This window comes from Roseateles subflavus, from assembly GCF_030285365.1.
Classification (GTDB): Bacteria; Pseudomonadota; Gammaproteobacteria; order Burkholderiales; family Burkholderiaceae_C; genus Roseateles_B; species Roseateles_B subflavus.
In genome coordinates this window covers 215,461-227,879 of sequence record NZ_JASVDS010000004.1, presented here as the reverse complement: position 1 = coordinate 227,879, position 12,419 = coordinate 215,461, and the positions used below count along the sequence as shown (strand labels likewise).

12 protein-coding genes and 1 other RNA gene are annotated in these 12,419 nt (G+C 67.6%); 2 read left to right on the top strand and 11 right to left on the bottom strand.

Features of this window, described 5'->3' with window-relative positions:
• Nucleotides 1–37 precede the first annotated feature (37 nt).
• The 4 genes from cyoD to cyoA all read right to left on the bottom strand — a co-directional run bounded on the left by cyoD (nt 38) and on the right by cyoA (nt 4,237).
• Nucleotides 38–421 carry a cytochrome o ubiquinol oxidase subunit IV gene (cyoD, locus tag QRD43_RS15390; protein WP_285983385.1) on the bottom strand — a complete coding sequence of 128 codons (384 nt, stop codon included), beginning with the start codon at nt 419–421 and terminating at the stop codon, nt 38–40.
• Between the two features lie 121 nt (nt 422–542).
• Nucleotides 543–1,169 carry a cytochrome o ubiquinol oxidase subunit III gene (gene cyoC, locus QRD43_RS15385; RefSeq protein ID WP_285983384.1) on the bottom strand — a complete coding sequence of 209 codons (627 nt, stop codon included), beginning with the start codon at nt 1,167–1,169 and terminating at the stop codon, nt 543–545.
• Between the two features lie 27 nt (nt 1,170–1,196).
• Nucleotides 1,197–3,206: a cytochrome o ubiquinol oxidase subunit I gene (cyoB, locus tag QRD43_RS15380; RefSeq protein ID WP_285983383.1), complete on the bottom strand. Its 2,010-nt coding sequence runs from the start codon at nt 3,204–3,206 to the stop codon at nt 1,197–1,199.
• Between the two features lie 17 nt (nt 3,207–3,223).
• On the bottom strand, nt 3,224–4,237 hold the full coding sequence (gene cyoA / locus QRD43_RS15375) for a ubiquinol oxidase subunit II (RefSeq protein ID WP_285983635.1): 1,014 nt from the start codon (nt 4,235–4,237) through the stop codon (nt 3,224–3,226).
• Nucleotides 4,238–4,393: 156 nt separating this feature from the next.
• On the opposite strand from cyoA, the gene QRD43_RS15370 reads away from it, so the two are divergent.
• The gene (locus tag QRD43_RS15370; protein WP_285983382.1) at nt 4,394–5,725 is read left to right on the top strand and encodes an MFS transporter; all 1,332 of its coding nucleotides are present in this window, start codon (nt 4,394–4,396) and stop codon (nt 5,723–5,725) included.
• A gap of 65 nt (nt 5,726–5,790) precedes the next feature.
• On the opposite strand, the gene QRD43_RS15365 is transcribed toward QRD43_RS15370, so the two are convergent.
• The 3 genes from QRD43_RS15365 to QRD43_RS15355 form a co-directional block, all read right to left on the bottom strand.
• Entirely contained in the window at nt 5,791–6,402 is a 612-nt protein-coding gene (locus tag QRD43_RS15365; protein ID WP_285983381.1) for a LysE family translocator, read from the bottom strand.
• Nucleotides 6,403–6,467: 65 nt separating this feature from the next.
• Entirely contained in the window at nt 6,468–7,103 is a 636-nt protein-coding gene (locus QRD43_RS15360; RefSeq protein ID WP_285983380.1) for a glutathione S-transferase family protein, read from the bottom strand.
• A 71-nt stretch (nt 7,104–7,174) separates the two neighbouring features.
• Nucleotides 7,175–7,831, bottom strand: a complete 657-nt coding sequence (locus QRD43_RS15355; RefSeq protein WP_285983379.1) for an ATP-binding cassette domain-containing protein — start codon at nt 7,829–7,831, stop codon at nt 7,175–7,177.
• 297 nt (nt 7,832–8,128) lie between these two features.
• Between QRD43_RS15355 and QRD43_RS15350 the strand changes: the two genes are divergently transcribed.
• On the top strand, nt 8,129–9,310 hold the full coding sequence (locus QRD43_RS15350) for a PEP-CTERM sorting domain-containing protein (protein WP_285983378.1): 1,182 nt from the start codon (nt 8,129–8,131) through the stop codon (nt 9,308–9,310).
• Nucleotides 9,311–9,660: 350 nt separating this feature from the next.
• Here the strand turns inward: QRD43_RS15350 and QRD43_RS15345 are convergent, their stop codons facing one another.
• The 4 genes from QRD43_RS15345 to ubiG form a co-directional block, all read right to left on the bottom strand.
• On the bottom strand, nt 9,661–10,059 hold the full coding sequence (locus QRD43_RS15345; RefSeq protein ID WP_285983377.1) for a hypothetical protein: 399 nt from the start codon (nt 10,057–10,059) through the stop codon (nt 9,661–9,663).
• A 522-nt stretch (nt 10,060–10,581) separates the two neighbouring features.
• Nucleotides 10,582–10,941, bottom strand: a transfer-messenger RNA (tmRNA) gene (gene ssrA, locus QRD43_RS15340).
• 15 nt (nt 10,942–10,956) lie between these two features.
• The gene (gene gph, locus QRD43_RS15335) at nt 10,957–11,655 is read right to left on the bottom strand and encodes a phosphoglycolate phosphatase (protein ID WP_285983376.1); all 699 of its coding nucleotides are present in this window, start codon (nt 11,653–11,655) and stop codon (nt 10,957–10,959) included.
• Nucleotides 11,656–11,678: 23 nt separating this feature from the next.
• Nucleotides 11,679–12,383 carry a bifunctional 2-polyprenyl-6-hydroxyphenol methylase/3-demethylubiquinol 3-O-methyltransferase UbiG gene (gene ubiG / locus QRD43_RS15330; RefSeq protein ID WP_285983375.1) on the bottom strand — a complete coding sequence of 235 codons (705 nt, stop codon included), beginning with the start codon at nt 12,381–12,383 and terminating at the stop codon, nt 11,679–11,681.
• Nucleotides 12,384–12,419 lie beyond the last annotated feature (36 nt).

Here is a 12,419-nt window from a genome sequence, read left to right as displayed (position 1 = left end):
GGTGATGCGATCGGCGGCAGGCACCGATCGTCCGTCATCAGGGCAGGTTGCGCATGTCGTGCACGGGCATCATGTTGGTGTTCATGTGGTACATGACCCAGATGGAGCCCGACAGCATGATCAGCACCAGCGCCGCGGTGAAGATCAGCGCCAGCAGGGACCAGCCGCCCTCGACCTTGCTGTTCATGTGCAGGAAATAGATCATGTGCACGACCATCTGAACGGCCGCGAAGGCGAGGATCACCAGCGCGGTGGCGTTCTTGGACGGCAGCACCTGGCCCATCACCAGCCAGAAGGGAATGGCCGTCAGCACGACGGACAGCAGGAAGCCGATCACATAGCCCTTGACCGTGGCGTGGTAGGCCAGGTCATCGTCGTGGTGGCCGTGATCAGCGTGTTGATCGTGATGTTGTTCGCTCATGTGACTTCTCAATCAGTCTTAGCAGTAGGCCTCCCAAGCCCAGCGGCGCTTGCAGATCCGGCTTTGCCGGGCTGCCAAGCGCGCCCCCTCGTGGGGGCGGCCGCAGGCCGTAGGGGGTGGGTCACATCGACCCCATCAGGTAGACGAAGGTGAAGACACCGATCCACACCACGTCCAGGAAGTGCCAGAACATCGACAGGCAGATCAGGCGACGCTTGTTCTCCTTGATGAGGCCATGCTTGCCCACCTGGATCATCAGCGTGACGAGCCAGATGATGCCGAAGGTGACGTGCAGGCCGTGCGTGCCGACCAGCGTGAAGAAGGCCGACAGGAAGGCGCTGCGCTGCGGGCCGGCGCCTTCATGGATCAGGTGGGCGAACTCGTACAGCTCGAGGCCGAGGAAGGCCGCGCCGAACAGACCCGTGACCGCCAGCCAGATCAGCAGATGCTGCTTCTTGCCGTGGTTCATGGCGATCATCGCCAGCCCATAGGTGATGGACGAGAACAGCAGGAAGCCCGTGTTCACCGCCACCAGGGGCAGGTCGAAGAGATCGGCGCCCGAGGGGCCGGCGGCATAGGACTTGCCCAGCACCGCGAACACCGCGAACAGCACCGCGAAGATGAGGCAGTCGCTCATCAGGTAGAGCCAGAAGCCCAGCAGGGTGCCCTGCTGCGGGTGGTGCTCGCCCTTCAGGTCGTAGAAGCGCGGCGCGCCGCCGGCTTCGGTCAGGGAAATGGTGTGACTCATGAATCGGTCCTCCAGGTCAGCAGCGGTTCAGCGGGCGGCCAGCGCCGCCAGGTGGGCGGTGCGGGCGTCCTCGCTGCGCTTCACGGCATCGGCCTGGATGTAGTAGTCGCGCTTGTAGTTGAAGGTGTGGACGAGGACGGCCACGATCGTCACGAGGAAGCTCACGCCGGCCACGAGCCACATGTGCCAGATCATCGCGAAGCCGAACAGGGTCGACAGGCCGGCGATCACCACGCCCGCGGCCGTGTTGGCCGGCATGTGGATGTCCACGAAGCCGCTGGTCGGGCGCTTCACGCCGAGCTTCTTCATGTGGTGCCAGGCGTCCAGCTCATGCACGACGGGCGTGAAGGCGAAGTTGTAGTCCGGCGGCGGCGAGGACGTGGACCACTCCAGCGTGCGGCCGTCCCAGGGGTCACCGGTCTCGTCGCGCAGCTGTTCGCGACGCAGGTAGCTGACCACCAGCTGGATCAGGAAGCTGCCGATGCCCAGGGCGATCAGCACGGCACCCAGGGCCGCGATCTGGAACCAGATCTGCAGCGAGGGGTCCTCGAAGTGGCTCATGCGGCGGGTCACGCCCATCAGGCCCAGGACGTACAGCGGCATGAAGGCCAGGTAGAAGCCCACGAACCAGAACCAGAAGCTGCACTTGCCCCAGAACGGATCGAGCTTGTAGCCGAAGGCCTTGGGGAACCAGAAGGTGATGCCCGCCATCAGGCCGAAGAGCACGCCGCCGATGATGACGTTGTGGAAGTGGGCGATCAGGAACAGGCTGTTGTGCAGCACGAAGTCCGCCGGGGGCACGGCGAGCAGCACGCCGGTCATGCCGCCGATCACGAAGGTGACCATGAAGCCCACCGTCCACAGCATGGGCACATCGAAGTTGATGCGGCCGCGATACATGGTGAAGAGCCAGTTGAAGATCTTCGCCCCGGTCGGGATCGAGATGATCATGGTCGTGATCCCGAAGAACGAGTTCACGCTGGCGCCCGAGCCCATGGTGAAGAAGTGGTGCAGCCACACCAGGTACGACAGGATCGTGATCACGACCGTGGCATAGACCATGGAGGCATAGCCGAACAGCTTCTTGCGGCTGAAGGTGGCCACGACTTCCGAGAAGATGCCGAAGACCGGCAGCACCAGGATGTAGACCTCGGGGTGGCCCCAGATCCAGATCAGGTTCACGTAGACCATGGCGTTGCCGCCCAGGTCCGTCGTGAAGAAGTTGGTGCCGATGTAGCGGTCCAGCGAGAGCAGCACCAGCACGGCGGTCAGCACCGGGAAGGCGGCCACGATCAGCACGTTGGTGCACAGGCTGGTCCAGGTGAAGACGGGCATCTTCATCATCGTCATGCCCGGCGCGCGCATCTTGATGATGGTCGCGATCAGGTTGATGCCGGAGAGCGTGGTGCCCACGCCGGCGATCTGCAGGGACCAGATGTAGTAGTCCACCCCCACGCCCGGGCTCGCCAGGATGCCCGACAGCGGCGGGTAGGCCAGCCAGCCGGTGCGGGCGAACTCGCCCACGAACAGCGACATCATGATCAGGATGGCGCCGCTGGCGGTCATCCAGAAGCTGAAGTTGTTCAGGAAGGGGAAGGCCACGTCACGGGCGCCGATCTGCAGCGGCACCACGTAGTTCATGAAGCCCGTCACCAGGGGCATCGCCACGAAGAAGATCATGATCACGCCGTGGGCGGTGAAGATCTGGTCGTAGTGGTGCGGCGGCAGGAAGCCGACCTGATCCCCGAAGGAGATGGCCTGCTGGGCCCGCATCATCAGGGCGTCCGCGAAGCCGCGCAGCAGCATCACGAGGCCCAGGATGATGTACATGATGCCGATCTTCTTGTGGTCGATGCTGGTGATCCAGTCACGCCACAGCACGCCCCACAGGCGGTACTTGGTCAGCAGGAAGAGCATGGCCAGCCCGCCCAGCACGACGCCGGCGAAGGTGGCGAGCAGGATGGGTTCATGCAGGGGGATCGCGTCCCACGTGAGCCGCCCGAACACGAGGCGGCTGAGGTCTTGAGCGTCAGACATCTTGGAGCTTCAGCGGATCAATCTTGGCGGGCCGCGGCGGGCGCGGGGAGGAACTGGTCGGCGTTGGCCGGGGTGCACTGGGCGGTCACGAACGACTTCTCGCCCTGGCCCCAGGCCTTGCGGGAAACACCGTCCACGCCGCCCTTGCCCTGGCCGCCGGCCGCATCGATGGCCATCATCTGGCCCATGCACATCTTGGCGCTGTCCACGCAGCGGTTGAGGATGGCGTCGTAGAGACCGTCGGCCACGCGGGCGTAGCGGCGCACGGGCTCCTTCTCGCTGGGCTGTTCGAGCTTCAGGTAGTCGGCACGGCTCAGCTCGCTGCCCTCGGCCTTGGCCTTGGCGACCCAGGCGTTGAAGTCGGCCTCCGACAGGCCGTGGAACTTGAAGCGCATGTGCGAGAAGCCGTCACCGCTGAAGTTCGCGGAGAAGCCGTCGAACTGGCCCGGCTGGTTGATGACCGCGTGCAGCTGCGTCTGCATGCCCGGCATGGCGTAGATCTGGCCGGCCAGCGCGGGGATGTAGAAGGCGTTCATCACCGTGGACGCCGTGATCTTGAAGCGGATCGGGCGATCCACCGGGGCGGCGAGCTCGTTGACGGTGGCGATGCCCTGCTCGGGGTAGAGGAACAGCCACTTCCAGTCCAGCGCCACCACCTCCACCTCCAGCGGCTTCACGCCGGTGGGGATCGGGCGGGACTCGTCCAGACGCTCCAGCGGGCGATAGGGGTCCAGCTTGTGGGTGCTGATCCAGGTGATCGCGCCCAGCGCAATGATGATCAGCAGCGGCGCGCCCCAAATGATGAGCTCCAGCTTGGTGCTGTGGTCCCAGTCGGGGGTGTAGGTGGCGGCCTGGTTGGACTGGCGGTAGCGCCAGGCGAACAGCAGCGTCAGCAGGATCACCGGCACGATGATCAGCAGCATCAGCAGCGTCGAGGTGGTGACGAGGTCCGCCTGCTGGCGCGCGATGTCGCCGGAGGGGTTCATCACCACGGTGTTGCAGGCGGCCAGCGGCAGCGCTGCCAGCGCCATCACGGAGCGGCGCAGAGCGGGGGCCACGGAGGCCGGGGACAACAGGGGTTTTCTATACATCGGGATAACCAGCGCCGGGTTAACGAGCTTGCGTTTCGGGCGCGAATGTATCCTGATTGACCCATGTCAACGATTGGACATTTTGTCCCAGGTCCCATGGTTACCAGCAGTGCCCTGCCCCTGAATTCCTTGAGCGCGGTCAGCCCCGGCGGGGCCGATTCGAAGCAGGAGAACGTCGCCCCGGGCGACATCGCCGTGGGGGTCGTGATCGGGCGTGCGTCCGAGTATTTCGACTTCTTCGTCTACGGCATTGCCTCCGTGCTGGTGTTCCCGGCCCTCTTCTTCCCCTTTGCCAGCCCGCTCACGGGCACGCTCTATGCCTTTGCGCTCTTCGCGCTGGCCTTTGTCGTGCGCCCGATCGGATCGCTCCTGAGCATGGCCATCCAGCGCCGCTGGGGCCGCAGCGTCAAGCTCACCGTCGCGCTGTTCCTGCTGGGCGCGTCCACGGCGGGCATGGCCATGCTGCCGGGGTACGCCACCCTCGGCGCCTCGGCCATCTGGCTGCTGGCGCTCTTCCGCGTGGGCCAGGGCCTCGCACTGGGCGGTTCCTGGGACGGCCTGCCCTCGCTGCTGGCCCTCAATGCGCCCGAGCACAGGCGCGGCTGGTACGCCATGCTGGGGCAGCTGGGCGCGCCGCTGGGCTTCTTCGTGGCCAGCGGGCTCTTCGCCTATCTCTGGACGCACCTGAACAGCGCCGACTTCCTCTCCTGGGGTTGGCGCTACCCCTTCTTTGCAGCCTTCTCGATCAACGTCGTGGCGCTGTTCGCCCGCCTGCGCCTGGTCGTCACCCATGAATACGAACGCGAGCTGCAGGCCCATGAGCTGGAGCCCTGCAACGAGGGCGAGCTGATGCGCCAGCAAGGCCACAACGTGCTGATCGGCGCCTTCGCTTCGCTGTCCAGCTACGCCCTCTTCCACATCGTGACGGTCTTCCCGCTGTCCTGGATCCTGCTGTTCGCGAAGCAGGACGTGGGAGATTTCCTTGTGGTGCAGGTGGTCGGTGCCCTGCTCGCCGCGGCGGCCATGCCGCTGTCCGGCCTGCTGGCGGACACCTTCGGCCGTCGCCGCACGCTGGGCGCCGTGGCCATCGCCATCGGGCTCTTCGCGCTGGTGACGCCCCCGCTGCTCAAGGGCGGCGCGCTGGGCCAGGACATGTTCATCCTCGTCGGCTTCATCCTGCTGGGCCTGTCCTATGGCCAGGCCGCGGGCACGGTGACGTCCAACTTCCTGCCGCAGTTCCGCTACACCGGCGCCGCGCTGACGGCCGACCTCGCCTGGCTGCTGGGCGCGGCCTTCGCGCCGCTGGTGGCGCTGGGCCTCTCGGCGGAGTTCGGCCTGATCTCGGTGAGCCTCTACCTGCTCTCGGGCGTGGCGGCCACGCTGCTGGCACTGCGCGTGAACCGCCGGCTGCAGACGATCAAGGACTGACGCCGCCTCCCCGCAACAGACAACGGACGCTGCGGCGTCCGTTTTTCATGGGCGGGCCGGCGCCCTCAGGCGCGCAGGGGCAGCGCCGCCCCCAGGGCCATGAAGACCCCGCCGCAGCCCCGGTTGAAACGCCGCCCCACCCGCTGGAGCCAGGGGCTGATGCGATGCGCGGCACTCGCGAGGCCCCATTCGGTGAGGAATTCCACCACGGCAAAGGTGCCGGCAAGGATGGCGAACTGGACCCACAGGCTGCGGGTGGGATCGATGAACTGGGGCAGGAAGGCCGCGAAGAACAGCAGGCCCTTCGGATTCGTCAGCGCCGACAGCGCCCCCTGCCGGAACATCGACGCGCCGCTGCGCGGGGCCGCCTGGGTGGGCAGGTCCACACCGATTGGCGGCGATCGCCACACCTGCACGCCCAGCCAGAAGAGGTAGGCGCCACCGACCCATTTCAGCACCGTCAGCCACAACAGCGAGCTCTTGAGCAGCGCGGCGATGCCGAACATGGACAGTGCAATCACCCCCACGAAGCCCAGGGCGCCGCCACAGATGGTCCACAAGGCCCGCTGCCGCCCGTGCAGCGCGCCATGCGTCAGCGCGAGCAGGCCGTTGGGGCCGGGGGACAGGGACAGGCCGGTGGCGGCCAGCAGGTAGAGAACCCAGGTATCGAATGCCATGCCGCGACTGTCGAGGCGGCCCGCGGCGGCGTCAAGCCGGCGCGTGACACCCCGCGGCAGCGGGCTCAGGGCTGGCCGTTGGCCCCGTGGCGCCGGAAGGCCGGCCGCTCGCAAAGCCGGGCGTGGTAGGCCTCCAGGGCCGGGAACGAGGGCCGGGCGGCTTGCGGCGTCTGCCGCCACCGCTCGAGCGAGAGCCCCAGCACGACGTCCGCCAGCGTGAAGGCATCGCCCGCGGCATAGGCGCCCGTGGTCTGCAGCTGCGCCTCGAGCACGTCCATCTGGGCGTTCCAGCCCTGCAGACCCTGGGCCAGCAGGACGGCATCCTGGTGCGCCGGGCTCTTGCGGACCAGGCCCATGAAGGCATAGCGCCAGGCGTTGTTCAGCTCCGTGGCCTGCCAGTCCATCCATTGCTCCACCCGCGCCCGCGCCAGTGCCTCGGTCGGCAGCAGATCCTGGCGCCCCGCGCGAGCCGCCACATAGCGGCACAGGGTGTTCGACTCCCGCAGCACCGCGTCCCCGTCGACCAGCACGGGAATCATGCCCAGGGGATTGAGCGCCAGGAATTCCGGGCTCCGAAGGGAGAGCTCGCCCTCGCCCCAGGCTTCGTGCCTGTAGGCGAGGCCGGCTTCGTCCAGGGTCCAGAGCACCTTGCGGACGTTGATCGAGGTGGCGCGCCCCAACAGGCGCAGGGTTTGGTTCATGGTGTGTCCGGGGTGGAACCCGTTGGCGGTGGATGCCCGGAGGCTAGCGCATGCGCGGCGGGCCGGGGCGGTCAATCGCCGAGGTCGATCCGCGACGCGAACAGAGCGGCCTCCAGCCCCGGCGGCGGTGCGTAGTCGGCCATCACCCAGATCTGGCGGCCGGACGTGGCGGCGTCCTCGAGCACCTCGAGCAGGACGCGCCGGGAGCTGCCGTCCAGCGCGGCGAAAGGCAGATCCAGCAGCACCAGGGCCGCCCCACTGGCCGCCGCCGCCAGCAGACCCAGCTTGCGCCGGCTGCCGGCGGACAGCATGTGCAGCTGCTTGTCCAGATGCGGCGCCAGCGCCCAGGCCTGCTCCAGGCGGCTTGCCACCCCGGCGTTCCAGCGGGGGTGCCGCGCCTGCTCGGCCGCCAGCCAAGCCCGCGACAGCTGCCCGTCGAGCGCCTCGGCCAGCGGATCCGGCCAGGCCTGGCTGGCCAGCCGCCGTTCGAGGGCCCCGGACGCCGGCGCCAGCACGCCGCCGAGCAGACCCAGCAGCGCCGTCTTTCCCCGCCCTTCGCCACCCAGGACCAGGTGCAGGCCTGGCCCCATCTCAAGATCCAGCCCGTCCTGCAGTGGATGCGGCCCCGGCCAGGCGCCCTGCGGCGGCTGCCAGCGCAGGCCTTGCGCCCGCAGGCGGGGCCCGGCGTCACGGGAGGAAGGGGCGTTCGGATTCTCGAGCTCTGTCATGGCGACGATGGTAGTGCCGCGCAGTGGATCGCCGAACGACGGCGCGGGTGCGCAGGCGCGAGCACCTGACCGGCTGTCGGGATTTTTGACAAGTCGCCGACACAAAGTTCGCTCCACGACCTTGCCGCGCGCCCAAGTGCTTGAATCTGGCTCGCCATTGATCCTGGGCACGGCTTATGCGTCCCTACGCTCTGACGAGGATGGGTCGGCATGATCCGTCGCGATCGCAGGACGGGTCCGCCAGCCGACCTCCGCCATCGCGGACGCTCATGGACGGGATGACTTCGTGGAGTTGCCATGAGCCGTCGTCTTCGCATCGTTCCCCTGCTGTCTTTCACCGTACTGGCCTGCCTGGGTCTCTGCCAGCAGGCCTTGGCCGGCCCGGCCTTGAACCTGAGCAGTTCGCAGTACGTGCAATACGGGGATGGTCAGTCCTACTCGCTGCCCTTCGCGGTCATCGACCAATGCGGCGGCACCAAGGCCGGATGCCCCTACTACGTGCCCTCCTCGCCCGGGCAGATCGACAACCTCGTCGTTCTCGCCACCGGCACGGAGAGTGGCCCGACGACCACCAACTTCCTCGGCATGGACAACGCCTACCGCACGCCCGACGGCGCGGGCGGTGCCCCCTTCTTCCGGCCTGACGCCAGCAACTCGCGCGGCTCGCAGGGCACCATCAATGGCAATCTGTCCAACACCTGGGACGCCTCGCTGAGCTCGCTCAAGACCTTCCTGGGCTCCGACCAGATGGTCTTCTTCTTCAACAACAACCAGACCAAGAGCGGGGGTACCGCCACGGAAAGCCTGGCGGCCTGGGCCCGCGTGTGGATCACCGACGACACGGGCGCCAACCTCGGCTACTACGACTTCACCAACCGCGGCGGCCGCTATGCGCTGTTCACCGAGGGCGGGGGCGGGACCTTCATGGGCGATGTCGGCACCTACAGCTCGCTTGGCGGCGCACCGCTGGCCGGCGACAACACGGCGACCGACTATGTGCTGTCGGGCGGCGCCATCTGCCGCAACAACTTCGGCATCCCGGTCTCCTGCAGCACCACCAGCAACAAGCCGGTGGACCACAACCTCGGTGCCAACGAGGCCGCCTACGCGATCCTCTTCCCCGAGCTGAATGCGCAGATGAACAGCCTGTTCAGCACGGTGCTCGATGACGCCATCCTGTCCAAGTACACCTTCCACGCCGACATCCGTCTGGGCTGCGACGCCGCGACGGCGCCCGGCCACTGCACGGGCGATCTGCGAGGCGGCATCCCCTTCGGCCGGGACCTCAACAACGGCTACGAGCAGGTCTTCATGGGCCGCGCGGCGCAGCTGGGCTGCAGCGCCAGTGAGCCGGGCTGCTCGCAGGTGCCGGAGCCGGCCTCGCTGGCGCTGGCCCTTGGCGGGCTCGGCGCCCTGGGGCTGCTGACGCCGGTCGCACTGCGCCGCCGTTCGCGCATCCCTGGCGGATCGGCGGCCTGATCCGACGCTGGCGTGCCGCCGGCCGGGCGCCATTCCAGCGTGCCGTCCACCCGCTGTGCCATGGCATCCAGCGCCCGGGCCTCCTCGGCGCGCATCTTGCGTGGCGTGCGGGCCACCCGCCCTGTCGCCGGATCGCGCAGGGTCCATTGCCAGAATTGAACTTGCTCCATGCGGTGCATGTTCGGCGCCGGGTAGCTCATGGCGTGAGCCAGCGTCGGCGTTCGCCCCGCCGCGGGCGATTCCCCATGAACGAGGCGCCTGGCGGCTTGTCCAGCCGATCCAGGCGCCTCCGGGTCCACCCGGCGGCGGCCCGTGTCAGGCCGTTGCCGGGTGATGGCGTGGGGCGGGTGTCAGTGGCCCATGTGCATCGAGAACTCGGCACCGTCCGACAGGCGGCACTGGCCCGTTCCCTGGGTCGGAGAGTTCATCGTGTAGGTGCACGAGAGATAGGCGCCACGGTTGCCGGCGCCATTGGCCAAGCCCGTGCGACGCGAATCCTGGTTGCGCGTGGCTTCGCCCGTGAAGGACTCGCCGTTGATGTTGGTGGTGAAGACGCCCTTGCCGTGCAGGTCATTCGTGACCGCGGCGATGACCACCCCATAGCGGGAGGCCAGCTCATTGGTGGGATAGAGCCGGACCGGGAAGGTCACGGGGGCCGGAGGCGCCACGCTCACCTGGGCAGGCGCTGGCGGCGGATGCCCATGCCGTGCCTCGATCGGCACGACGTAGCAACCAGAGAGGGTTGCCACTGCGGCCGCCAGGGCGACGGCGGCCAGGGTTTGACGGGAAGGAATCGAGTTGGTCGATATACCCATTGGATGGCTTGGTGAGCAGGCACATGCCTGCGTTCGCCAGCGTAGCGGGCACCCGGCGGGCAGGCTTTGGTGAAACTTAAGTGGCCAAGGCCCCTTCCGGCTCGGGCCACCCGCCGCGCCTCCTGACGGATCGTCCGGGCCTGACGTCGGGCACGCAGCGACCGGCCCCGGGGACGGCGGCGTGATCGATGGAGATCAGCAGGGAGGCTCCGCACGTTGGTGAGGATCCGGAACTGGCGGCGCCTTGTCGCCACCAGCTCCTGAGGGTCGTGAGGCACTCAAGGCCTATCGAGCCGATGGGCGCACCCATCTTCCTGCGCGTGAGCTTCCATACGCCAGCACGGTCGTGCCGATCGGGGCCGTCTGGGGCGGCACGGATGCGGACAAAGAAAAAGGCCCAAGTCCTTGGTTGACTTGGGCCTTTTGGGCGTCAGCGGAGGTCGCTGAACGCTGTGTTGGTGGAGCCGGCGGGAATTGAACCCGCGTCCGCAAGCCATCACCGGGCAGTTCTACATGCTTAGCTCTCTGATTTGATTCTCACGGTGCCAACGCGCAGGAGCACGCTTTGGACGCCGCCAGCTGAATAATCTCGTCGCCTGCCGTACAGCCCGGCCGGCGACCAGCCTATGTGAATGACTCCGCAGGTGTTGCCACCCCAGCCCATAGGCCAACTGTTGCGGAGCCTCGTGCTAATTAAGCAGCGAGGGCAAACTTTTCGTCGTTTGCAGGTAGTTTTTTCCAGTGGATTTACGAGCGAACTGGTGCTCGGCATGCCCTACTCCGGATCCGCACCCACGTCGAAACCAGGTCGGCCCCTTTCAGAACTTCATATTATGCCAGTTGCAGGGACTTCAAGAGGGCCTCGGGGGTCTGGACGATGAAATCGGCACCCCAGGCCTCGACAGGCTCGCCCTGCCCCAGGTAACCCCAGGCCGCCGCCACGGTCAGCATGCCGGCCGCACGGCCGGCGACGATGTCACGCTCGTCGTCACCGACATAGGCGCACTGCCCGGGCGCCACGCCCAGGCGGCGGGCCGCTTCGAGCAGGGGCGCGGGATGCGGCTTGGCATGCGGGGTGGTGTCCCCGCCAATGACGGCGCCCGCACGCGCCGCCAATCCCAGGCCGGCGGTCACCGGCAAGGCAAAGCGCTCCGCCTTGTTGGTGACGATGCCCCAGGGCATGGCGGCACGCTCCAGAGCCTCCAGCAAGGGCGGGACGTCCGGGAAGAGGCCCGTCTCCTGCAGCATCCGGGCCTCGTAGCGCGCCAGGAAGTCGACACGCAGTGGCTCGAACTCGGCATGGGCCGGCGTGACCTGCAGGGAGACGGCCAGCATGCCCCGTGCACCCGCCCCCACCATGGGGCGCAGCAGCGCGTAGTCCAGCGGCGGCAGACCGCGGGAGGCACGCAGCTCGTTCGCAGCGCCGGCGAGGTCCGGGGCGCTGTCGATAAGGGTGCCGTCGAGGTCGAACAGCACGGCCCGCAACCCGGCCAGGCGTGCCTGCAGCGCGGCGCCCGCATCCGGGCTCATGCACGCTTCCATGGGACGGCCGCTCACGCCGGACGGCGCAACGCGAACAGGTAGTTCACGTCGGTGTCGCTGCCCAGGCTGTAGCGCTGGGTGAAGGGGTTGTAGCTCAGGCCCTTGCTGCTGTGCAGCTCCAGGCCGGCCTCGCGCGCCATGCGGGCCAGCTCGGCCGGCTTGATGAAGCGGGCGTACTCGTGCGTGCCGGCCGGCAGCATCTTGAGGACGTACTCCGCGCCGACGATGGCCAGCAGGAAGCTCTTGAAATTTCGATTCAGCGTGGACATGAACACCCAGCCGCCCGGCTTCACCAGGGTGTGCAGGGCATTCACCACGGAGGCCGGATCGGGGACGTGCTCCAGCATCTCCATGCAGGTGACCGCGTCGAAGGCGCCCGGGCGCTGCGCAGCCAGCTCCTCGACGGCGATCTCCTGGTAACTCACACGGGGCGTGCCCGCCTCCATGGCATGCAGCTGCGCCACGCGCAGGGCCTTGGTCGCGAGGTCGATCCCCAGGGCCTCGGCGCCCTTGCGCGCCAGGGAATCCGTGAGGATGCCACCGCCGCAGCCCACGTCCAGCACCTTCAGGCCGGCCAGCGGGCACAGGCTGTCGATCCAGGCGAGGCGCAGCGGGTTGATCTGGTGCAGCGGCTTGAACTCGCTCTCGGGGTCCCACCAGCGATGGGCCAGCTCGCCAAACTTGGCCAGCTCTTGGGGGTCGGCATTGATCGTCATGGGGCGCAATGGTAAGTCAAGCGTCCCCGCCCGACC